This window comes from Pseudomonas sp. IT-P294, from assembly GCF_949767865.1.
GTDB lineage: Bacteria > Pseudomonadota > Gammaproteobacteria > Pseudomonadales > Pseudomonadaceae > Aquipseudomonas.
This window is the reverse complement of the sequence record NZ_CATKQW010000011.1, coordinates 1,348,667-1,371,388: the sequence shown is the minus strand read 5'-3', so window position 1 is coordinate 1,371,388 and position 22,722 is coordinate 1,348,667. Positions and strand designations below refer to the sequence as shown.

The following is a 22,722-nucleotide window of genomic DNA, read 5'->3' as shown; positions in this document are numbered from 1 at the left end:
TGTCCTTTCCAGATTGGGGCTTGGTGCGAAATGGCGCGCGCAGCAGAGTATACCGAAGCAAAAAAACGAAAATACCGGCTTCATTCAAGAAACTCGAAAAGGCACGCGACAGGCGTTAACCGACGGAAGTTTTTTCACCTCCGTCAGTGCACTATTCAACTAGGGCGCCAAGGACTTGCATTGATTGCGCATCCCGTCGTCCTTGATGTTTTGGCAACCTCCAGAGCCTTGCAGGGCTTTGCAGTAATTGCGCTGGTCATCATTGCGGATGTTTTCGCAAATGGCGTAAACGTAGCTGCTGGACATCAGTATCACTGCGACGATTAGTCTCATCGCACACATCCTTGATTGCCAGGGAGCCGGCTGGCGCGCAATGGTCCAGGATGAATGGGAACTCGTATGAGCCGTGCCCTCAGTGATTCAAGGCATTACATTGGCTGCGCAGGTTGCAGCGGAACTTGGGTGATCGCTTCGTCCCGGCATGCCGGGCACATTCTCAGGAGATAATTGATGAGCGCTGGCGATGTACCTGTGGGGCAAGTGGTACAAGGCTACGTAACCTTTGTAGGGAGCGAGGGGCCGTGGATCGGAGCGCAGTTCATGAGCTTCAGTTATAGCGCCAATGGGAAGTGGTTTCACAAGTCTCTCAACGAAACCATTGACGCTTGGTCAACTGCAACTCTGTGTAAAGCCTCATACGGGCTGAAGGTAGGCGACCCAGTGTCGGTTTGGTGCTCTCTCAGCGACCCGGACGTGTGTTGCATCGGCGAAAAACCAACCGAAAAACCCGCATTGTTGCGTTTGATTGAGGCTCTGGGAGCGATAGGCTATTTAAGTTGATCCACATTGTCCGAGCCGACATGTTTTGAGGCGTTTGCTGTGTAGGCGTGCTGGATAATCCGATGCCTGAATTCTGGCGCTGCAATGGCAGTTTCTGGCCGTTTTCTGCCTCTCGCGACAGGCAGAAAACGGCCAGAAGCGGACGTTCACAAGCGACCGAATACGGCCAGACCACCATATGCATGCTCACGTGCGGACCTAAAGTCGAACCTTGAATAAACAGTCTAAGCTGTTCGGAGTGTTTTAGGTTACCGCTTTCCCCAAAGCAGCCAGACTATTGTATATCCGTAGTATGGCGGGAACGGATAATTACACTGAACAGCGTTGGATGATGGTGTTGAACACTATTGGCTCAGCACACCGCGAAGCCAAGTCAAGGACAAGGCGGATATACAATGAAAGAAGTATGTGTCGATCTGAAAAACTGCTACGGAATCAGGTCATTAGATTATATATTTGATTTTGGCAAGGCCGCTGAGCACAAGAAATCTTTTGCCATTTACGCCCCTAATGGGCTGATGAAAACATCATTCACCAAGACGTTTGAAAATCTGGCCGCGGGCGCGGCTCCGAAAGAAGAACGTTTCAACAGAATCGCCAAAGCCGTGGTACTCATTGATAACGCCGCCATCACATCACAGTGCATTCATGTACTAAAGTCAGAAATCGATTTATCTCAAGAAAGCCCAGAAATGTCGAACATCCTAGTTAATCCTGATAAAAAAACTAGATACGACTCGCTGATTCTTGATATCGATAAGCAAAAGATGAAATCCATTAGCTCGTTACAGAAGCTATCAGGCGTACCTAAAAAAGATATTGAAATAAAAATCCTGAAAGACATTGGCTGGAGCAGTTTTTTCGAATGCCTATCCAAGCTCTCAGAAGACCAACTAAGAATATTAACCGCACCTCCCTATAATTACGCAGCTATATTTGACGACAAAGTCACTGAGCTTATAAACAATGAAGATTTTTTAAGCAATGCCAAAGAGTTTGGTGAGAGATATCAGCAAATTTTTACACAAGATGGAACCATCTTTAAGAAAGATGTTTTCAATCCAATAAAGGCTGAACGCTCATTTACAACCCTTAAAAGCCAAGGATATTTTGAGGGCGGCCACCTCTTATATTTAAGTGGTGACTGCTCACCTGTAGGAATTGATGAGATCGAAGAAAGGGTGAAAGTTCTCCTTGCAAAGATTGAAGAAGACGAACGCTTAAAATCCATTAAAGATAATCTTTCCAATAACGCTCAGACGCAGGCTATAGCAAGGTTGTTTGAGAATCTCCCAATGAGCGATATAGAATCACTATTAGACGGTTTGAAACCTGAGAACCAAGGAGTATTCAAGTCAATCCTCTGGAGATTTTACTTAGAAAATAGCCCCGAGACCATTAGCTACCTGAGCTTGTATTCTGCTGCAAAAGAAGAAATCGATTTAATAGAAAAGGAGGCAGCAGTCTTGGCGCCAGAGTGGAGCGCTGCCGTGAACCTGTTCAATGATCGGTTCACTGATATGCCCTTCCGACTTTTAGTAGAAAATCATGCCCAAGCTGCCCTCGGGAAAGAACGGGCCAAATTGGCATACATGTTTAAGGATGAAGACGGAAAGGAAGTCAAGTTAGGACGCAACGAACTGAAAACCCTTAGCCAAGGCGAGAAGAGAGCACTCTATCTTCTAAATTTTATCTTTGAGGTTGAAGCAAAAACGAAGCTAAATCACGAAACTATTTTTATAATAGATGACATTGCAGACTCATTTGACTATAAAAACAAGCACGCAATAATCCAATATCTTGAAGATATTGAAGAAAAACCCAACGTCTATCAAGTAATTCTAACTCACAATTACGATTTCTTTAGAAGCCTCACAAAATTCGTACATCGAAAAAGATGCCTAATGGCAAACAAACACCCTGACAGGATCGAGTTGGTAACTGCTGAAGGTGTACAAAATTACTTTGTGGGCATCCTGAAAAGAGACTTTCACACAAATTTACGTGCAATGTGCGCCGCTATTCCGTTTACTAGAAACATTATCGAATACACCAAAGGTGACACACACCCTGAATACCTCAAGCTAACAAGCCTGCTACATCAAAAATACGATACCGACACAATAACCCACAAAGACTTTATCGATATTTATAACTCAATATTTTGTTGCCAGCATCCTGGAATGGAAAAGCCCGTCAAAGACATAATTTTTGAACAAGCCGAAGCTATCTCAGACAGTCCTTTACAAACAGGCTTAAACCTTGAGGATAAGGTGGTGATGTCGATGGCAATACGGCTTAAAGCAGAATTTTACATGTTAGATCGGATCAGAGTCGCGCTAAACAACCCTAACTACTGGTGCACTGATCATAGCCAATTTGGAAAGTTAATCGGGCAATATATCAACCACTATTCAAACTCCCTATCCATCCCAACATTAAGAAAGGTTAGCGTAACCGTTAGTTCAAACATACATTTAAACTCGTTTATGTATGAACCGATATTGGACTTATCTATAGGGCATCTATCTGAACTGTATAAAGACGTAAAATCGCTATAACGCAGGAGAGTGGGCGAATCTGTTGCGTCGACCGGTTGAATCCACGGCCATGAGCGGTCACTCACGAGTGACTTGGAGCAACCTTAAGGGGCGGTTGCGAGAGATCGCTTTTTTCAAGTAGCCGTAACTGTAATTCAGTTTCGCCGACCGATTGAAACAGCGGCAGTGGGCGGTCAGGTGATCACGGAAGTCACGATAACCAAATCTACGATTTTGATTCCACGTAATTTAGGGTGCCATCATTACGAAAAAAAGGGCCTCGAATCAGGCTGCTAATTGTCCGTCATCTCAGCGTGCTCATCCTTGTTTTGCAATTTTTTCCTTCCAAAACGAAATCAAAGTCATTGATGATCGATGCTGACAATGCCAATCAACTAGCATACCCTCAAGAGTGGCGATTGGCCATTCCTCTATCGATATGTATACCGTATATGCCCCCCCCCCAACACATCGGAGCGCTATTAACAACATGGAAAATTATCAGCAGTCACCTCTTTGGTGTAAGGCTTTCAATGAGGCGCGCGACGGGTTCGACAAGCAGCGGACCATGCTTGCGTCTGCTTTCATGGATTTTCGCGATCGAGTGTCCATGCTGGTAGCGCAGATTCATAAAGATATGCCTTCACTTACTGTCCATGACATCACTCATATCGATGCGCTGTGGTGGACCGCTTCTGAGATTGCAGGGCCTGATTATTGTCTCAATCCTGCAGAAGCGTTTGTATTGGGCGGAGCATTTTTACTTCATGACTCTGCGCACTGCATAGCGGCGTATCCTGGTGGTATGGACGAGATAATGGCATTGCCTGAGTGGGAAATGTACTGCTCTGTCCTTGGTTATAACAGCAGCGTTCTCATTAAAGGTACTGATCAGTTTCAACAAGTTTTATTTGAAGTTCTTCGTTCGCTGCACCCTAAGCAGGCTAGGGTGCTCGCCCGTCAGTCATGGAGCGTATCAAATGGAAAAGAAAAGATTTACCTGCTTCCTCAAGATGATCTCCGCAGAGCATACGCTGAGGTAATAGGAGAGATTGCAGAGAGTCATTGGCATTCGCATCATCAATTAGAACATTTACATCAGAAAAAAATCATGCCGCCCGCCTATTTAGGACCGGCGCCATGGACAATTGATGTTCTAAAACTTGCCCTACTGTTACGGACGGCGGATGCGGCACATATAGACTCTCAACGAGCTCCACGCTTTCTCCAAGCACTAGTCAATCCGACTGGAGTTTCACTCGCGCACTGGAACTTCCAGACTAAGCTTAATAGTCCTAAAAGAGATCCGGATATAATACGAGCTGAGCTTTGCTATTCTGGCTCAAGTTTTCCAATTGATGAGCAAGATGCTTGGTGGCTCGCTTACGATACAGCGAAAATGGTCGATAAAGAGCTGAGAATGGCAGATAGGCTGCTTGTAGAATTTCATCGGCCCAGATTTGCAGTAAAATCCGTAGCGAACTCACACAGCCCGGAAAATTTTGCCAGAAATGTTGCGACGGAAGGTTGGCATCCTGTCGATACAAGCATAAAGATCACTAATATAAACGATATGGTGGAAAGGTTTGGAGGTGAAAAGCTCTATGGCCAACACCCATCTTCCGCCCTGAGAGAATTGATTCAAAATTCTGTGGATTCAATCCGAGCCTGTAGGAGCCTGGGGGGGCTGGGCGAGGATGAAGGAGAACTAGAAATTGGGCTTGAGGACTCTCCTCAGGGACAGTGGTTACATGTGACCGATACAGGCGTAGGAATGAGTAGATATGTGCTCACGGAAGTCCTTCTCGATTTTGGGAAGTCTTTGTGGCGTAGCGCAGACCTTCAAAGTGAATGGAAAGATCTCTTATCCAAAAAATTCGAGGCAGTAGGGAAGTTCGGGATAGGCTTTTTTTCGATATTTATGCTTGGCGAACACATTAAGATTACTACCCGACGTTTTGAACCTAAGGAAAGTGAAAGCGCTCAATGGCTACTGGAATTTTCCAATGGAACACATCAGCGGCCTACACTACGCCCTCCACTCGAACACGAAAAAATGAAACGTCATGGAACTCGTGTATCGGTATTGCTATTTGATGGTAAGTTGCAAGAGTTGTGTGCAAAAAAACCCCCTAGTCGTCGCGTGGAAATTACATTCCCTGAAGTTTGTGCTCAGTTGGCTCCAGCATTGGACATAAACTTGTTTGTGCGAATCCCGGGTGAAACGCGACATAAAATAGTTACTGCAAACGATTGGACGAAAATTGACAACCTGGATTTACTCCACCGAATCGCTCCAAGTGAATTTGTAAATGCAGACCTGTCGAAGGGTGGGCCGTGGAAAAGCATGACAGACATTGAAAACACCTCCGGCAAAGTTGTAGGGAGAGCTACCGTTTCTTATCCAAGTTATGCAACCAATGTAAGCGGCATAGGTGTCTACAATGGAATATTCGCCGGTTTTATACCTGGCCTTGTCGGTATTGTAAACGTTCGTCCACAAGACGATTTGGCAAGGCAGTCTGCTATTCCTAGCCTGTCTACACTTGAACTTAAAAAGTGGGCCAATCATCAGTCTTCTATATTAAGCAGTTTGAATAAAGGATCTATTTCAATTAAGGATTCAGTAATGCTGGCAGTATATGGAGCAGAACATGATCCGCTGACATTGGGAACGCTAGGAGGTAATCCTTGCACATATGAAGAGCTTCAACAGTACTGCCTTAACTCCGACATCCTCATACTGCACGAAGGAACAATAACGCATGACGATGATGATGAGGTGCTTTTTCGTGATTTTTATAGTTTTTTTGAACGCGACGACAAAGTTCTCGAAGTCGATATGTCCGGCGGAGTTTTTTGGATTAATAAACTAGAACAGAACGGTCCAGACAGGGATACTTGTTCAGTTCTTAACGCAGTACAGCATTTGTTGAGCCAGGCATGGGGTGGGTTTGATGTCGACGAGGACACGCAAGCTTTAATAGGAGAAGTTCTTGGCGCAAATATTTATAGAGACTGCAATATATATACGCGCACCAAATAACCATCACCCAAAGCATTATCAGGCACGCCTGCCTTTTCATAAAAGGTAGGCGTAAATGGCAATGAAATCTGATGCTAGTATTTACACCTATTAGTGCACGGACCAGTCGTCCTGCAATTGTTAAGGGAACAAAGTCGGGTAATTTTTATGTATGACTTGTTTTTCGAAAGCGTGCCCGCCCATGAACGGTTACTTTTGGCTGTGGATTCAACCGGCCGATTGTCGCCTGGCACAATCCTCTGACTTCAGCGTCCAATCAAAAGCCGGAACTACAGCACATGATCAAGTAACAAAAAACCCGCATCAACGCGGGTTTTTTATGAATGAAAATAGATTACTGGTAGTTGGGCGTATCAAACCCACGCTGCTCAATCACCCGAAACACATCGCTCACATCCTGAACCAAAATCCGGGCAATGTTAGTGACGGTGTTGATGTCGTGTTCGGCGTAGTCAGGGAGGCTGGTGCAGGCCATGAGGTTGAGGTATTTGAGGACGGCGTTGAGGCGTTCGCTGACGCAGTTGTGGAGTTCGCGCAGCGGGGCGTCGTAGTCGATGAGCAGGACGGGGTATTCGGTGGCGAGTTGGGACATGGGGGTGAAGCGGCGAGGCGGTTGTTGAGTTGTCATGGTGTAAATCCTAAGAAGAGAAGAATTGCCACCGTTTTGCTGCGAAACAAAGTGGTGGCAGCTGTGCGCGGGTTCGCAGACCGGAGGATTTACACCAAGACCCGGCAGACCCGAAGGTCTCCCACGCACAACCGCCATATAACACGTTGCAGTTGGAGCCGGCTGCATCATGCCTGACGGTACTTTGGTGTCAATATTGAGGGCTGCGAAACCCAATCGCCAACTACAGTCAGCGACGGGTCGAATATAGGCATCGTTTTTACCGCCTGCAAACGGCCGTGTAGGACGCAAAACCGGGTTTCCCGCTCGTGTCCCAGGCAGTATCCAACTGAGGCGCAGACGTGAAATCAGTACGTGTTTAATGTCAGATGAACCGTGCGCGTCGGGATTGCGGCGGCAGTGCAGGCGAACGCTGGCTTCGCTGGTTGTTGCGGGATTTTGGTTTTGTTTAAGCGCTTGGTAGGGAGTGGGGTGCGGTCTTCGGTTGAGGGGGGTTAGGTCCTTCGGTGTAGAGGGTTGTTTCCTACGCGAAATTCGGACGTCAAGGTCAAGAGATCGCAGCCTCGTTTCACTCGACAGCTCCTACAGAGGGCTTGTGGTGGGATGACAACAAAGCTCAGGTTGTCTGGGCTTTGTTGTTTGGAATCACGCGCAGTTTCCAGATCTTTAGCGCAAACGCTCCGACGTCATTGCCCAGCCTGCGGCGCTTGCGGGTTGTGTTCGGTGTGTTTCGGTCCCGCGACTGCCCACGCGATCACCCCAATCAGTGGCACGAACACGATCACCACGATCCATAACAGTTTGTTGCTCGACTTGCCCTGGGCTTTGCGCACCCGGTTGATCGCCCACAACTCGATCAGTAACAGAACGGCTGTCAGTACGATCCAGATTGTTTCGATTTGCATGGGTCACCCTCCAGATAGTCTTTCGTTAGGCGGGCGGAGGTCGGCAGGGTTCATTAAATTTCGGGAGGTGAGACGTTGCTCGCGGTGGCGGGCTGTCGGCCAAACGGATATTGGCTGTCAGTGCGTCATCGCGAGCAGGCTCGCTCCCACAGGGTTCCGGTTGTCAGCCAGCGCTGTCGTCAGTGAGAGAACAACTGCCGGTCACGTTCTTTCTGTGAACCCTGGACGTAGTAATCCTCAAACCAGGCGGGCTGGCCGGTGATGGCGGTGGGTTTGCGCAGCGTCATGGGCGGCGGGTGTCCGGCAACGCCTCCAGCAGATGGTTCGAAGGCCTTTTTCATGTCGGTGCGAAAGTGCAGGTGATCGAATACCAGCAGCGCTTCAATGGCATAGGCCTGCGCAATTCGGCCATCCTCGATCAGGATCAGGTGGTCGCCGTTGTTTTGTTCGCCGGCAACGGAGAGGTTCGAGGAGCCGGTGAAGACTTTGGCGCTGGGCAGGTTGAAGTCGGTGACCACGAATTTGTTGTGCACGGAGACGCCGCTGCCGCCGGCCCACTCGCTGCGGAAGGGTTCCGGTGCGTTCTTGGCCAGGTATTCGAAATCGACTTCAGCCGAGGTGCCATCGGGCTTGGTTACGTCCATGCCCGAGGGTTTGTCGCTGACGCCGTAGCTGAAAATCGGTCGTTTGTAGAGGCGAGTGATCGAATCGAACGTGGGGCCCGAAACGATCAGGTTGAGGAAGGCGATGTTGAACAGCACTGAACTGGTGGCCTGGTCTATTGCGCCTCCTAACGGGCTGAGCGAGAGGTTTGCGCTTTCGTGGGGTGAAAAGCAGAAGTGCAGGCGCGGGCCTTGGGTTTCGATGACGTGCCACTTCTTGGCCAGGTCGCTGTCGGCGAAGTGGTCCGGGTCATTGAAAGAGGCGTCGAAGACTTGACCGAATAGCGCGGCCACCGCCGGTTCAGAGAACAGCAGCGCGTTGTTGTTTTGCACGTAGCAGCCTCGAAAACTGAAGTTGGTCGAGCCGCACAGGACTTTGTAAGGCACGCCATTGCGCCGGGCGATGAGGACTTTATGGTGTTGCAGCCCCTTGAAATGAGTGCGGTGGACGTTGGCCGCGCCAGCGGATGCGGCCAGGCGGATGGCGGCTCTCGTCTCGCAGCTGGTAGGTGCGTGGTGATCGCCAGCGTCGTCGATGATGATTCGCAGACGACTGCCGAGTTTCTCGAATGAACCGACAATGTCGGGCTCGTTGAGGTCATAGGCGAGCACATCGAGCGTGGTGTTGGTGTCCTCAAGGACTTCGTTGAGCACGCCGAAGATCATGTCGACGGCTTCAAAACCCAGCCACTCGTAGATTGCCGGGTCGGTCTTCGGGTGGTCGAGACCGTCTTCGCTCTTCGATGGAATCAGGCTCTTTCCGTATTCATTGACGTTCATGCCGCTGGGCACTCGATCAACAAAGGCCTGGGAAGAGGTGAAGCCCCGGGTAAAACCGATATCGACGATGCCTTCGTAGCTGATGGGGTCCAGATCAATCGCCAGTTCAATGGACGTGCCGGCAACGAGTTGGCCGTCCACGGGCATGTGCATCAGGGTGCCCCGGTAGGTGAACGTGCCGTGCCCGGTTTCGTGGGGAAAGTGAATCCAGCGAAATTTCTGGAACGGTGCAGTGAGCGACGAAAACTTTCGTGCGCCGCTGACGGCTTCTGCGGTGGGTTTGTCGTACTCAAAGGCGATGCGATTGGGTAGGGGCGTGAAGTCCGCGTCGCCGGGGAATTTGCACTCAATGGCAAACCCGACGAAGGTGGCGGCGGGGGCTTCGACGTCGAAGCCGATCATGCACGTGCGCTCGCCGCGCCAAAGTTTCATGGTGAATCCGTCAGTCGTCCTTGCGATGAAATCAGTCATGGTAAGTACTCGAGTGTGTGACGCGAGGTTATCTGGCCTGGTTCAGCGTAGAGCAAGACGGCGATGGCTTCGTGACATTTGTATGGCAGGGAGGGCAGAGCACGGCGTGGTCTGCCCTCGGCGTCCTGGGTTTTACAGGCTGTTGGCGAGTTTTCCGGTCGAGAGACGACGCTTGTACGCGCTGTCACGGTTCGCCAGCCAGTAGTAGAGCGGCGAGGTGATCAGCAGGCCCACCAGCCACGACAGGTCCGCGCCATTGATGTGTTCCGAAATCGGCCCGACGTACAGCGGCGTGTTCATGAACGGAATCTGCACCACGATGCCGATCGCATACGCCAGCAACGCCTGCGGGTTGTACCGGCCATAGATGCCGCCGTCGACCTTGAAGATCGAACCAATGTCGTACTGACCTTTGTGAATCGCATAGAAGTCGATCAGGTTGATCGCGGTCCACGGCACCAGCACCACGAGCAGCACCAGCACCATGTCGACGAAGTGGCCGATGAAGTTGGCCGAGGCGCCGACGGCGGCGAAGCAGCACGCGGCGAGGACGATGACCGAGAGCACGGCGCGGCTTTGGGCGGTGGGGATCCAGCGGTAGGCGAAGGTTTGCACCAGGGTGATCAGCGACAGCACGGCGCCGTAGAGGTTGAGGGCGTTGTGGCTGATGACGCTGAGCAGAAACAGCACCAGCATCAACGGGCCGATGGAGCCGGTGGCGAGTTTGACCGCGTCCATGGTGTCCATGCCCACGGGCGTGGCGAGCACGGCGACGGCGCCGAAGATGAACGAGAGGCTGGAGCCGAGCACGGTGCCCAGGTACGTGGTCCAGAACGTGGCGGCCACGGGCACGTTGGCTGGCAGGTAGCGCGAGTAGTCGGACACGTACGGTGCGAAGGCGATTTGCCAGAGCGCGGCGAGGGACACGGTGGCCAGCCAGCCGGAGATGTTGAAGCTGCCGCGAGTGAGGAAATCGGCGGTCTGCACGTGGGTGAAGATGTAGCCGAAACCGAGCACGATGCCAGCGCCGAGGACCCAGGTGCCGATGCGGTTGAGCACGTGGATGAAGCGGTAGCCGATGATGCCGATGATGCCCGAACCGAGGGCGCCGATGACGATGCCAACGGGCACCGGCACGCTGTCGACCACGCCATGCAAGGACTTGCCGGCAAGGACAATGTTGGAGGCGAAGAAGCCGATGTACATGATGCCGGCAATCAGCACCACCAGCAGGGCGCCGAGGGAGCCGAACTGGGCACGGCTCTGAATCATTTGCGGGATGCCCATCTGCGGGCCTTGCGCTGAGTGCAGCGCCATCAACACGCCGCCGACCAGGTGGCCGACAAGAATGGCGACGATGCCCCACACCAGGTTCAGGTGAAACATCTGCACGCCAAGGGCGCCGGTGACGATGGGCAACGGCGCGATGTTGCCGCCGAACCAGAGGGTGAACAGGTCGCGGGTTTTGCCGTGGCGATCTTCGGGCGGCACGTAGCCGATGGTGTGTTTTTCGATGAGCGGGGCGGAGGTTGTTGCAGGGGTAACCATGACGGACTCCAAGGCAATTTGAGTACGTGGACGTACTTCGGTGAGCGCCACGCGAGGGCGACGCTTTTCTTGTTGGAGTGGATGATGTGCGGTGGGGGCGGATAGATAAATTAGTAAGATTGTGGGTATAGACGTTAAAAAATGTATGCCGTTTGGACGCTGGAAATCTGGGGAGAACAGGGGCTCGAAACGGACGCGATACTGTGGGAGCGAGCTTGCTCGCGATGGCGGACTGTCGGTCAAATCAATATTGACTGTCAGGCCCTCATCGCGAGCAAGCTCGCTCCCACAGGGGATCTGTGGTGTGTGTTGAACTGTGGATCAACTGATCGATAGCAGCATCCGTTGCAGCATGGTGTCGCAGGCGTTGAGTTGTTCTAGGCTGACGAATTCGTCCGGTTTATGGCCTTGATCCATGCTGCCGGGGCCGCAGACGACGGTGGGGATTCCGGCCGCGTCGAACAGGCCGCCCTCGGTGCCGAACGCCACGGTGCCGAATTCTCGGGAGCCGCAGAACGTCGCAATCAATTCAGCCGCTTCACTGCGCGCATCCGTTGCCAATCCGGGGTACGCCGACAACTCGCTGAAGCGGATGTCGCTCTGCTCACTCACGGCGCGCATGCGCGGCAATACGTGCTGCTCGGCATAGGCTTGCAGCGACTGCGCGACCTCGCTCGGATCATGCGCGGGCAGGGCGCGGATTTCGAAGTCGAAGCGGCAATCGGCGGGGACGATGTTCAGCGCTTTGCCTCCGGAGATGACGCCGGTTTGTACGGTGCTGAAGGGCGGATCAAACCGCGCATCGTGGTGCTCGGGCGCTTTGAGCCGGGTGCCGATTCGTCCCAGTTCACCGATCAGTTCGGCGGCGTATTCGATGGCGTTGACCCCGAGCGGCGCGTAGGCGGAGTGGCAGGCTTGGCCGTGAATGTCGCAGCGCATCGCCAGTTTGCCTTTATGCCCGAGCACCGGTTTCAGTTCGGTCGGTTCGCCAATGATGCAGAGCATCGGTTTGACCGGGCGCTGTTGCAGTTCCGCCAGCAGCGAACGCACGCCGAGGCAGCCGACTTCTTCGTCGTAGGACAGCGCAATGTGCACGGGCAACCGCAGCGATGCCTTCACCAGGGAAGGAACGAGGGCCAGCACACAGGCGATGTAGCCTTTCATGTCCGCCGTGCCGCGACCGTACAGTTTGCCGTCGCGCTCGGTGAGTTCGAATGGCGGCACGGTCCAAGGCTGGCCATCGACCGGCACCACGTCGGTGTGTCCCGACAGCACGATGCCCGGCAACTGCGCCGGGCCAATCGTGGCGAACAGATTGGCCTTGCTGCGTTGTTCGTTGTAGATCAGCTCGCACGGCACGTCGAAGCCGGCGAGGTAGTCGCGCACGAACTCGATGAGTTGCAGGTTGGATTCGCGGCTCGTGGTGTCGAACGCCACCAGGGTTTGCAGCAAATCGCGGCTGCTGCTCATCGGTCGTCTCCGGCGACGCCGTAGCCCGGTGATTTATCGGGCGCGAGGGCGCGGTCGATGTAGTCCTGGACCTGTGGGCGATACGCGTCCCAGAGTTTTTCCAACGCGCCGATGGGGTTTTCGTCCGCCCAATCGACCCGCAGGTTGATGATCGGCCAGGTCAATTCGCCGACCACCACCAGCGCTGCCGAATGCACCGGCCCGGCCTCACCGCCGGCGGCGATGGCGGCTTTCATGGCCGCGAGCAAGCGGTCAGCGAGTTGGCCTTCACCGTGCTCGAATGCCTCGACCATCGCCTCGATTACCGAGCGGTCCGCGAGCATATTGCCGGCGGCGACGCACTGCTCGCCGGACACGGCGTTGTGGTTGCCCAGGGTTTGCGCGCCGCTGAAATGCGCGGTCTGGCCGAGGTGGTCGATGGCGGTGATCTGACGGTATTGGCTGTAGCCGTTGCGCGTGAGCACCTTGTCCAGCGCTTCGGCGGGGGCGAGGCCTTGTTCCATCAGGGCGAGGACGTCCGGGCCTAATGACGGCAGGGTGATGTTTTGCGTGGAGACCGCACCGACACCCGGCAGCAGCCAGGGGCAACGGGCGCCGACGGCGATGCTGGAGGAACTGATCGCGATGCCGAACTGACCGGTTTCGGGGCAACGGGCGGCGATGGAGAAGGTCATGGTTTTGCTCCTTGGTTTGGCTTGGAGAGGGTGGTGTCTGCTCTGGCGCCTTCGCGAGCAAGCCCGCTCCCACATTTGGATCGGTATCGCTCACAAATTGTCTGTTCGCTGAAGATCCCCTGTGGGAGCGGGCTTGCTCGCGAAGGCCGCGACTCGGTCTGCCTGCTTACTCAGGAATCACCGCAATCACATCAATCTCCATCAACCACTGCGGCTGCCCGAGTGCCGACACCACCAGCCCGGTGGAAATCGGGAACACGCCTTTAAGCCACTTTCCGACTTCCTGATACACCGGCTCGCGATACCGCGGATCGATCAGGTAAGTCGTGGTTTTGACGATGTGGCTAAGGTCGCTGCCGGCTTCTTCCAGCAACTGCTTGACGTTGCGCATGGCTTGCTCGGCTTGCGCACGCGGGTCACCCAGGCCCACCAGTCTGCCCTCGAAATCGGTGCCGACCTGGCCACGAACATAAACGGTGTTGCCAGCCCGGACGGCCTGGCACAGATCGTTGTCCAGGCTCTGGTTCGGGTAGGTTTCCTTGGTGTTGAACATGCGAATACGGGTATGGGTTGGCGTGGACATTTTTAGCTCCTGACAGAAAAAGGCTTAAGCACTGACGGTGGTTTTATGGGCGACCGGGACGGCTTCCACCGCGCGCTGCGCCGCATCGTGGTAGTCGAGGTAGGAACGCTGGATGGCGATGTGATCCGCCACGTACTTGGCGTCGTGCCAAACGCCCCAGATGAACGAAGACCCGCGACGCGACTGCCACGGCAGCCCGAGGAAATACACCCCCGGCTCGCTCGACACGCCGCGCTGATGCTGTGGCTTGCCTTTGTCGTCGAAGGCATTGACCTTGAGCCAGCTGTAGTCGGTGGCAAAACCGGTGGCCCAGATGATCGAGGTCACGCCGGCCTTGGCCAGGTCGAGCTCAAGAATCGGCTGGGTCACACACTCTGGATCGGGAAAGGTGTGGCGCGCTTCCGGTTCTTCCGGCAGGTCCAGGCCATTGCGTTCGATGTAGGCATCGGCGGCATTGAGCAGCGCCAGATAGTTCTCGTCGCCACGGGCCAGGTTCTCGGCCAGGTTGGGCTGGAAGGTCGCCACGGCGCCGTTGAACGATTGGGTCAGACCGACCAGGGTCATGCCGCGATGCGCCAGCCCTCGGAAGTCCACGGTGCGACCGCCATGGGCGCCGCTCACCGCGATGGTGACGTGTTCGCGACCCGGTTTCATCGCCGCTTGGTCCCACTCGCCCAGCACGCCCAGCCACCAGCAGAAATCCCGGTTGCGATAAGCGCGAGGTGGGCGGTCGTGGGCGCCGACGGAGAGGTAAACCTTCTTGCCGGCGCGCTGTAATTCATCGGCGATCTGCACGCCGGACGAGCCCGCGCCGACCACCAACACAGCGCCTTCGGGCAGTTGCGCCGGGTTGCGGTAGTCCGCTGAGTGGATCTGCAGGAAAGGCTGGTCGTTCGGTGCAATCGGCGGGATAACCGGCCGCTGGAAAGGCCCGGTCGCCGCCACCACGCGGTTGGCTTCGATCACGCCTTCAGAGGTTTCGATGGTGAAACCCGGGCGGCCGACGTTGCGCTCGACTTTCAGCACGTCCACGCCAGTGCGGATCGGCGCGTTGAATTTCTTAGCGTAGGCTTCGAAGTAATCGGCGACGCGTTCTTTGGGCGCAAATTCGTCCGGGCTGAGGTCGTCGAAATCAAGGCCAGGAAAGCGGTCATGCCACGCCGGACCGTTGGCGACCAGCGAATCCCAGCGCCCGGTGCGCCAGCGCTCGGCAATACGGTTGCGCTCCAGCACCAGGTGCGGCACGCCGAGTTTGCTCAAGTGTTCACTCATGGCCACGCCAGCCTGACCGGCGCCAACAATCAGCGTATCTGTTTTTATTGTTTCAGAGGTCATCTCAATACCCTTCGAAGTTGGAGTTCGGTCGCGAACGACCTGCCATTTCTTGGGCTCAAGACTAGGGATGACCCTGGTATCGGTAAAATATTATTAAGCTGGCATTTGAGTATAAATAACTGAGGCAGAGCGTTTGCCTAAGCGCTGCGCGTTATGCGCTAGCCAGGTCGCGCCGCCGCTGAAGGGAATTGCCTCGACTAGGGTTTACCCAGGGTTTCAACCCAGCTGGACAATTCCCCGACCATTTTATGAACCTCACTCGATTCGGGCTCAGAGGGCCGAATGATAGCGTTCCAGGCGATATCCAGGCCTTCATTCAGGGCGGCCCAGGCGAGCTCCCCGCGCTCAAGGCTGGGCGTCACCAAATCCCGTTGCAAGATGCTGATTCCGTAGCCTGAACGTACCAATTCGACAATGGCTTCGATCAACTCCACGGTGATCATTCGCCGGGGCAGAATACTGGCGGGCGCGAAGAAACGGTCATATTCCCAGCCGCTGGCACGGTCCGTCGAGTAGGTCACCAGGTTGTAAGTCTTGAAGTCTTCGGCGTAGATGTTTTTCCTCCCGGCCAGCGGATGATCGGTGGCCATGATCGCAATCAAGTCGTCGCGGAACAGCGGCAACTTGGCGACTCCGCTGGGCACCATACCGTCGTCAATGATCGATACGTCGATCCTTCCCTGCATCAGGCTCGCGTAGACGTCGTTACGGGGCACCGTGACCAGGGTTATTTCGATGTCTGGACGCAGGCTCGAATAGTGTTTGATGAATTTAGGAATCCAGCGAAACGGACCGTATGAGGTGACCCCCATGCGCACGAAGGCGGTGACCCCGCCGGCCATCGACCGAGCCTCGGCCTCCGCTTCGTTGAGAATGGCAATGATGTCTCTGGCGGCGCGTTCGAGGCGCACCCCGGCGGGGCTGAGTCGCAACTTTCCGCCGGATCGCTCCGTGAGGGGCACGCCCAGTCGTCGTTCCGCCTCCCGCATGCGATGACTGACGGCTGAAGGCGTCAGCCATAAACGCTCGGCAACCGCCGTGATCGAGTCGACTTCCGACAGGGTTTGCAGCATGACGAGGTGATCCAGGGTGAGTCTCATAGGGGAGGGCGACCTGAAAAGAATTCACAAATTTGCGTAAAAATATGAGCGTGACTTGTTTTTGCCTCCGATGCAATCTGACTCCAGCAAGAGCCAACGGAGAACAACAATCATGACTTTGCTTCCTCTCACAACCGGCGCAACCCTGGGCGATATCATCGACCTGGAGCGCTATCCCATTACCGATCGAACCAACCCGGCTTATCTGGCGTTGGTCGCTGACAGCCAGGCATTACTGGGCAAAGAAGGCGTTGCAATCTTCCCGGGATTTGTCCGTGACAAGATGGTCGCCACAATGGCGGACCAAACGCTTGCCCTGCATCCACGCATGTTCCATTTTCGGGAAAACCACACGGTTTATTTCAAGCCTCAAGAGGACGGCGTCGACTCAGGGCATCCGCTGCGGCGGTTGATGAAAACCGAGAAAGATACCGTCGCCTACGCGGACATTCCCGCCGACAATGTGATCCGCAACATCTACGAATCCGACGAAGTGCTGTCGTTCATCAGGGATGTCTTGGGTCTGGACACGCTCTACCGCCATGCCGATCCGTTGGCCGCGCTTAACTTGCAGGGCTTTACGACGGGGCAGCAATTGGGCTGGCACTTTGACCGTTCAGATTTCAGCGTCACGCTGTCACTCCAGGCGGCAAGCGCTGGAGGGGATTTCGAGTATGTACGCATGCTTCGCAATAAGGACGACGACTGTTATGACGCGGTCCGGCAATTCCTTGATGATCCCCAGACCCAGACCATAGAAGTCCTGCCTCAAGTGCCTGGAACACTGACGTTGTTTCGCGGCCGCTATTCATTGCATCGGGTCACGCCGGTGGTGGGCGACCGATTGAGGCTCAACGCGGTATTTGCTTATGTGGATCAGCCCAATGTCGAATTCAGTGCCTATGCCCGCCAGTTGTTTTACGGACGGACCAGCGTAGACCCATTGGTTTAAGTGACGCCCCATTAACAATAAATCCATTCATTGACTCCATCGCTTCACGTGTTTGTACAGGCACCTGTCCACGTTAGATCTGATGGCACTCGCTGGCCCCGTTTGTGGCAGGCAAGAGCGCCCCTACTATTGTTTTGGAGCGTCTGATCATGAAGTACAAGAAGAATTTGCTGGCATCGTTAGTCACCCTTGGCCTGCTCGTCGGTAGTGTTTCAAGCCAGGCGTCCGGGTGGTGTGACTCAGGCAAGTCGGTGAAATTTGCCGGTTTGAACTGGGAGAGCGGGATGCTCCTCACCGACATCATGATGATCGTGCTCAAGGATGGCTATGGCTGTGAAACCGACCAGTTGGTGGGTAACACCATCATTCTGGAGACTGCTCTGGCCAGTAACGACATTCAAGTGTTTGGCGAAGAGTGGATGGAGCGCAGCGAGGTCTGGAAAAAAGCTGCGGCAGCAGGAAAGGTGGTGGCGGTTGGCGCACCCATCGTCGGTGCGGTTCAAGGCTGGTATGTCCCGCGTTACGTCGTTGAGGGGGACGCAAAACGCAACAAGCCCGCTCGCGCTCCAGACCTCAAGTCGGTGGCCGACCTGAGCAAGTATCCCGAAGTTTTTCGCGATTCGGAGGAGCCTTCCAAAGGACGCTTCTACAACTGCCCCGCAGGTTGGATTTGCGAGCAGGACAATACCGAGATGTTGAAAGAGTACGGTCTTGAAAGCACCTACACCAACTTCCGCCCAGGCACCGGGGCGGCATTGGATGCTGCTGTGCTGTCGAGCTACAAGCGTGGTGAACCGGTGCTGTTCTACTACTGGTCACCGACGCCGCTCATGGGGCAGATCGATGCGATCAGGCTGGAAGAGAAACCGGGTGTCGACAAGAACGTCATCACTCGAGTCGGCATCTCCAAGGCTTTTCATGAGCAGGCACCCGAACTGGTGGCGGTACTGGAGAAGGTCAACATCCCCATTGACCTGTTGAATCTGAACCTGGCGCGGATGACCAAGGAACGTATCGAATCACCGAAGCTGGCGAGGATCTTCCTCAAGGAGCACCCGGAGGTTTGGCATGCTTGGGTCAGTGAATCAGCCGCGAAAAAAATCGACGCAACGTTGTAATCGGCAATGAAGGCAAGGATGCCTTGCCCGTTGTATGGCTCCTCAACGCGACCCGCGTAAACACACGCTTATGACTGAGTTTTCTTGCTTCCACACAGAGGCGGCGTCTCTTTGCGCCCGGAAATTATGAATATGATCAAATCACGCGCTGCCGTAGCCTTCGCGGCTAACCAGCCTTTGCAAATCGTCGAAGTCGACGTGGCACCGCCGCAGGCCGGGGAAGTATTGGTGCGCATCGTGGCCACCGGCGTCTGTCATACCGATGCATTCACCCTGTCCGGGGCCGATCCGGAAGGCCTCTTTCCGGTGATTCTGGGTCACGAAGGTGGCGGCATCGTCGAAGCAATCGGCGAGGGTGTGACCTCCGTGGCGGTGGGCGATCATGTGATTCCGCTGTACACCCCGGAATGTGGCGAGTGCAAATTCTGCACTTCGGGCAAGACCAACCTCTGCCAGAAAATTCGCGCCACCCAAGGCAAAGGCTTGATGCCGGACGGCACCAGCCGCTTTTCCTACAAGGGCCAACCCATCTTCCACTACATGGGGACCTCGACCTTTTCCGAGTACACCGTGCTGCCGGAAATTTCCCTGGCGAAAATTCCGCAGGAGGCGCCGCTGGAGAAGGTTTGCCTGCTCGGTTGCGGCGTGACCACCGGCATTGGCGCGGTGCTCAACACGGCCAAGGTGGAAGAGGGCGCCAGCGTCGCCATCTTCGGCCTGGGCGGGATCGGCCTGGCCGCGATCATCGGCGCGACCATGGCCAAGGCCGGGCGAATCATCGCGATCGATATCAACCCGGCCAAGTTCGAAATCGCCAGGCAGCTCGGCGCCACCGACTTCATCAATCCGAAGGATTACGACCGGCCGATCCAGGACGTGATTGTCGAGCTGACCGAAGGGGGCGTGGATTACTCCTTCGAATGCATTGGCAACGTCAATCTCATGCGTGCGGCCCTGGAGAGCTGCCACAAGGGCTGGGGCGAGTCGGTGATTATTGGCGTCGCCGGCGCCGGTCAGGAAATCAGTACTCGTCCTTTCCAGTTGGTCACCGGACGCGTCTGGCGCGGCTCGGCGTTTGGCGGCGTGAAAGGTCGCAGCGAACTGCCCAGCTATGTCGAAAAGGCGCAAACGGGTGAAATCCCGCTGGATACCTTCATCACGCACACCCTCGGTCTGGAAGAGATCAACCAGGCTTTCGAGCTGATGCACGAAGGCCAGAGCATTCGCACCGTTGTTCATTTCAATCGTTAAACCCCCACCCACCGTTTTTGAACCCGAGAGATCTTTAAGATGAGCATCTTCACTCACGTCACCGTCGGCACCAACGACCTGGAAAAAGCCCGCCGTTTCTACGACAGCGTTCTGGCTCAACTCGGCCACAAACGCATTGCCGATCTGGGCGAGAACGGCTCGATCTGGGGCGAGAGCGCCCCTTCGTTTTTCGTCTTGAAGCCGGCCAACGGCGCCCCGGCCAGCGTCGGCAACGGCGTCACCGTCAGCTTCGAAGCACCGGACCGCGCCGCCATTGATGCCTTCCATGCCAGTGCTGTGGCGGCCGGTGGTGTCGATGAAGGCGCGCCAGGCCCGCGTGACTGGGCGCCCAATGCCTATGCCGCCTACGCAAGGGATCTGGATGGCAACAAGCTGGCGGTCTATTGCTTCAAACCCGTTTGAATGAAATCTGAGGCATGATCAAGGCCCCGCCAGCAATGGACGGGGCTTTTTTATGCGCTTCTGGTGGTAACCATCAGGAATGCATCAAACTATAGGTTCGTAAACGCAGTGGAGTGATCGGACATTGATCGAACGACGTCAATTCAGCGGGGGCATGAAAGGGAAAAACCTGCGCTATCTGAACGAGCAACCCGGCGAAACCAGGCAAACGGTTCGGGCAGGCTTCCTGCTGCTTGAACATTTCTCGCTGCCCGCGTTTACCCAGGCGCTGGATACGCTGGTCACGACGAACCTGCTGCGGCCGGACACGTTTTCTACGCGCACCTTCGGCCTCAACGAAGGGGAGGTCGTCAGCGACCTGGGCCTGGTCATTCGTCCCGACGCGCGTCTCGATTGTGCGGCGATCAAGGAGCTGGACCTGCTGGTCGTTTGTGGCGGCTACCGGACTGAGCTGAAAGCCAGCGAGGGCTTCATCACCCTGCTGCGCACGGCGGCAGACCAGGGTGTCAGCCTGGCCGGTTTGTGGAACGGTGCATGGTTCCTGGGCAAGGCCGGCTTGCTTGACGGCTACCGTTGCGCCATTCACCCCGAACATCGCCCCGCGCTCGCCGATTTCTGCAAGGTCACGCAGGTCAGCAGCGAACCCTACATCATTGATCGAGACAGACTGACAGCGTCCAGCCCATCCGGGGCCTTCCACATGGCGCTGGACTGGATCAAAAGCCTGCACGGCAAAGCGCTGGTCGAAGGAATCGAAGACATTCTGGCGTTTGAGGAATCGCGCTACCGGCGTATCAAACCGACGGAAAACATCTGCGTGAGCGCGCCCCTGCGCGAGGTGGTGAAGTTGATGGACGCCAACCTCGAAGAGCCATTGGAGCTGGAGCAACTGGCGGTTTATGCCGGGCGTTCACGGCGACAACTGGAACGCTTGTTCAAGGAGCAACTGGGCACGACGCCGCAGCGCTATTACTTGGAATTGCGCATCACCGAGGCACGTCGATTGCTCCAGCACACCGAGCTGTCGCAAGTGGATGTGTTGGTCGCGTGTGGTTTTGTCTCGCCGAGCCATTTCAGCAAGTGCTACAGCTCGTATTTCGGCTACCGGCCTTCCAAGGAAAAGCGACTCGTCAAATAAGAGTCGCTCGCCCAGCCGTCAATGCATCTTGCTGTGATCGGCCATGCCGAGTGCGCGGGCATCGGCTTGCACTTCAATCGTTTCTTTCTCGCCCTTGGCGTTTTCCACGATCAGCGTCAGGGGCACTTTGCTGCCTTCCTGAACCTGGGCGGTCAGGTCAATCAGCATGATGTGGTAGCCGTGGGGATCAAAGCTCACCGGTTTGCCGGCCGGCAGCGCGACGGACTCGACCTGACGCATGCTCATCACGTCGTCTTTCATGGTGGACTGGTGAATCTGTACGGTTTTTGCGACGGGCGACTGCACGCTGAGCAGTGTGCTGTCGCTGTCGGCTTGCAGGGTCATGAAGGCGCCGGTCGACGGCTGGCCGGCAACCGTTGCGCGGACCCAGGCGTCTTGCACCTGGGTTTGCGCGCAGACCTGCCACGCCATGCCGATCAGGGAGCAGCCCAGGACCAGTTGTTTGATGCGTCGCGAGAAGGCGGTTTTTGCGGACATCGAATTCATTAGCAGACTTCCATGACGGTGAGCAGATCGTCTGCACACTCTTGGGCGGTAAGGGACGCGGACAGCCCCAGGCGCAAATTGCCCCGGGAGTCGAAGACGAAGCTGGTGGCGGTGTGGGACAGGGTGTAGCTCGAACCGCTGGGGATCTTTTCAAAGAACACGCCGAACTCCTTGGCGGTTTCAGCGGTTTCTTCGAGCGAGCCATGCAGCGCCTCGAAACTCGGATCGAACGATTTGACGTAAGCGTCGAGCATCTGCGGCGTATCGCGTTCGGGGTCCAGGGTGATGAAGATCACTTGCAGCTTTTCGCCGTCGCGACCCATCAGCTTCTTCGCCTGCGCCGCCCGGGCCAGCGTTGTCGGGCAGACCGCCGGGCACTGGGTGAAACCGAAGAACACCATCGGCATCAGGCCGCGATAGCTGGTCAGCATCTTCGTTTCGCCCTGGGCGTCCTTGAGCTTGAAGGTACGCCCCATGATCTTGTCGCTGAGGTCCTTGCCGTACTTGAACGACAGCTTGCTGCTGCCATCGCAGCCGGCGAGCAAACCCAGGCTCAACAGGCTCATGCCGCGCAGGACCGTGCGACGGGTATACAACGTACTCATGGAAAAGCATTCCTGTGTTGCGACTTGAGAACGACTGCGTCTGATGAGTCAGACGAAAAAAGCGCGTGGATATTAACAAACTGTGCCCGTGCGTAGCTCATTGTTGGACGAGGGGTGGTTTTGGTACAGAGGCAGCCAGCGCACAA

Annotated in this window: 20 protein-coding genes; 8 read left to right on the top strand and 12 right to left on the bottom strand. The window is 55.3% G+C overall.

Annotated features, from left to right (window positions below; translation table 11 throughout):
- Positions 1-159: 159 nt before the first annotated feature.
- Positions 160-333, bottom strand: coding sequence for a hypothetical protein (locus ACM6I0_RS13535; protein ID WP_414922517.1), 174 nt, complete (start codon positions 331-333; stop codon positions 160-162).
- Between the two features lie 177 nt (positions 334-510).
- Here ACM6I0_RS13535 and ACM6I0_RS13530 point away from each other — a divergent pair, with 177 nt between their 5' ends.
- The 3 genes from ACM6I0_RS13530 to ACM6I0_RS13520 all read left to right on the top strand — a co-directional run bounded on the left by ACM6I0_RS13530 (position 511) and on the right by ACM6I0_RS13520 (position 6,426).
- A complete protein-coding gene (locus ACM6I0_RS13530) occupies positions 511-840 on the top strand; it encodes a hypothetical protein (protein WP_414922516.1) in 330 nt (109 codons plus the stop codon).
- 395 nt (positions 841-1,235) lie between these two features.
- The gene (locus ACM6I0_RS13525) at positions 1,236-3,401 is read left to right on the top strand and encodes an AAA family ATPase (RefSeq protein WP_414922515.1); all 2,166 of its coding nucleotides are present in this window, start codon (positions 1,236-1,238) and stop codon (positions 3,399-3,401) included.
- A gap of 469 nt (positions 3,402-3,870) precedes the next feature.
- A complete protein-coding gene (locus tag ACM6I0_RS13520) occupies positions 3,871-6,426 on the top strand; it encodes an ATP-binding protein (protein ID WP_414922514.1) in 2,556 nt (851 codons plus the stop codon).
- Positions 6,427-6,760: 334 nt separating this feature from the next.
- Here the strand turns inward: ACM6I0_RS13520 and ACM6I0_RS13515 are convergent, their stop codons facing one another.
- From ACM6I0_RS13515 to ACM6I0_RS13475, 9 genes are all read right to left on the bottom strand, one after another.
- A complete protein-coding gene (locus ACM6I0_RS13515; protein WP_414922513.1) occupies positions 6,761-7,054 on the bottom strand; it encodes a fructose-bisphosphate aldolase in 294 nt (97 codons plus the stop codon).
- Positions 7,055-7,740: 686 nt separating this feature from the next.
- Positions 7,741-7,959, bottom strand: coding sequence for a PLD nuclease N-terminal domain-containing protein (locus ACM6I0_RS13510; protein WP_259154328.1), 219 nt, complete (start codon positions 7,957-7,959; stop codon positions 7,741-7,743).
- A gap of 179 nt (positions 7,960-8,138) precedes the next feature.
- Positions 8,139-9,833: a phospholipase D-like domain-containing protein gene (locus ACM6I0_RS13505; protein WP_414922512.1), complete on the bottom strand. Its 1,695-nt coding sequence runs from the start codon at positions 9,831-9,833 to the stop codon at positions 8,139-8,141.
- 171 nt (positions 9,834-10,004) lie between these two features.
- A complete protein-coding gene (locus tag ACM6I0_RS13500) occupies positions 10,005-11,420 on the bottom strand; it encodes a purine-cytosine permease family protein (protein ID WP_222586076.1) in 1,416 nt (471 codons plus the stop codon).
- A 321-nt stretch (positions 11,421-11,741) separates the two neighbouring features.
- On the bottom strand, positions 11,742-12,890 hold the full coding sequence (gene argE, locus ACM6I0_RS13495; RefSeq protein WP_414922511.1) for an acetylornithine deacetylase: 1,149 nt from the start codon (positions 12,888-12,890) through the stop codon (positions 11,742-11,744).
- Positions 12,887-13,564, bottom strand: a complete 678-nt coding sequence (locus ACM6I0_RS13490; RefSeq protein WP_259154334.1) for a DUF1028 domain-containing protein — start codon at positions 13,562-13,564, stop codon at positions 12,887-12,889. The genes argE and ACM6I0_RS13490 overlap by 4 nt, the downstream gene beginning before the upstream one ends.
- 166 nt (positions 13,565-13,730) lie before the next feature.
- Entirely contained in the window at positions 13,731-14,147 is a 417-nt protein-coding gene (locus tag ACM6I0_RS13485; RefSeq protein WP_017338215.1) for a RidA family protein, read from the bottom strand.
- 24 nt (positions 14,148-14,171) lie between these two features.
- The gene (locus ACM6I0_RS13480; RefSeq protein ID WP_285436308.1) at positions 14,172-15,482 is read right to left on the bottom strand and encodes a flavin-containing monooxygenase; all 1,311 of its coding nucleotides are present in this window, start codon (positions 15,480-15,482) and stop codon (positions 14,172-14,174) included.
- 197 nt (positions 15,483-15,679) lie between these two features.
- The gene (locus tag ACM6I0_RS13475; protein WP_414922510.1) at positions 15,680-16,555 is read right to left on the bottom strand and encodes a LysR family transcriptional regulator; all 876 of its coding nucleotides are present in this window, start codon (positions 16,553-16,555) and stop codon (positions 15,680-15,682) included.
- Between the two features lie 139 nt (positions 16,556-16,694).
- Between ACM6I0_RS13475 and ACM6I0_RS13470 the strand changes: the two genes are divergently transcribed.
- From ACM6I0_RS13470 to ACM6I0_RS13450, 5 genes are all read left to right on the top strand, one after another.
- Positions 16,695-17,534 carry a hypothetical protein gene (locus ACM6I0_RS13470; protein WP_414922509.1) on the top strand — a complete coding sequence of 280 codons (840 nt, stop codon included), beginning with the start codon at positions 16,695-16,697 and terminating at the stop codon, positions 17,532-17,534.
- Positions 17,535-17,683: 149 nt separating this feature from the next.
- Entirely contained in the window at positions 17,684-18,652 is a 969-nt protein-coding gene (locus tag ACM6I0_RS13465; protein WP_285436304.1) for a glycine betaine ABC transporter substrate-binding protein, read from the top strand.
- A 132-nt stretch (positions 18,653-18,784) separates the two neighbouring features.
- Positions 18,785-19,903 (top strand): S-(hydroxymethyl)glutathione dehydrogenase/class III alcohol dehydrogenase, encoded by a 1,119-nt coding sequence (locus tag ACM6I0_RS13460; RefSeq protein WP_414922508.1) that lies wholly within the window; start codon positions 18,785-18,787, stop codon positions 19,901-19,903.
- 39 nt (positions 19,904-19,942) lie between these two features.
- The gene (locus ACM6I0_RS13455; protein WP_285436301.1) at positions 19,943-20,326 is read left to right on the top strand and encodes a VOC family protein; all 384 of its coding nucleotides are present in this window, start codon (positions 19,943-19,945) and stop codon (positions 20,324-20,326) included.
- A gap of 154 nt (positions 20,327-20,480) precedes the next feature.
- Positions 20,481-21,464 (top strand): GlxA family transcriptional regulator, encoded by a 984-nt coding sequence (locus tag ACM6I0_RS13450; RefSeq protein ID WP_285436351.1) that lies wholly within the window; start codon positions 20,481-20,483, stop codon positions 21,462-21,464.
- Positions 21,465-21,482: 18 nt separating this feature from the next.
- Here ACM6I0_RS13450 and ACM6I0_RS13445 read toward each other — a convergent pair whose 3' ends face one another.
- On the bottom strand, positions 21,483-21,971 hold the full coding sequence (locus ACM6I0_RS13445; protein ID WP_285436300.1) for a copper chaperone PCu(A)C: 489 nt from the start codon (positions 21,969-21,971) through the stop codon (positions 21,483-21,485).
- Positions 21,971-22,576, bottom strand: a complete 606-nt coding sequence (locus ACM6I0_RS13440; protein WP_285436298.1) for an SCO family protein — start codon at positions 22,574-22,576, stop codon at positions 21,971-21,973. Before ACM6I0_RS13440 ends, ACM6I0_RS13445 begins: the two co-directional genes overlap by 1 nt.
- Between the last annotated feature and the right edge of the window lie 146 nt (positions 22,577-22,722).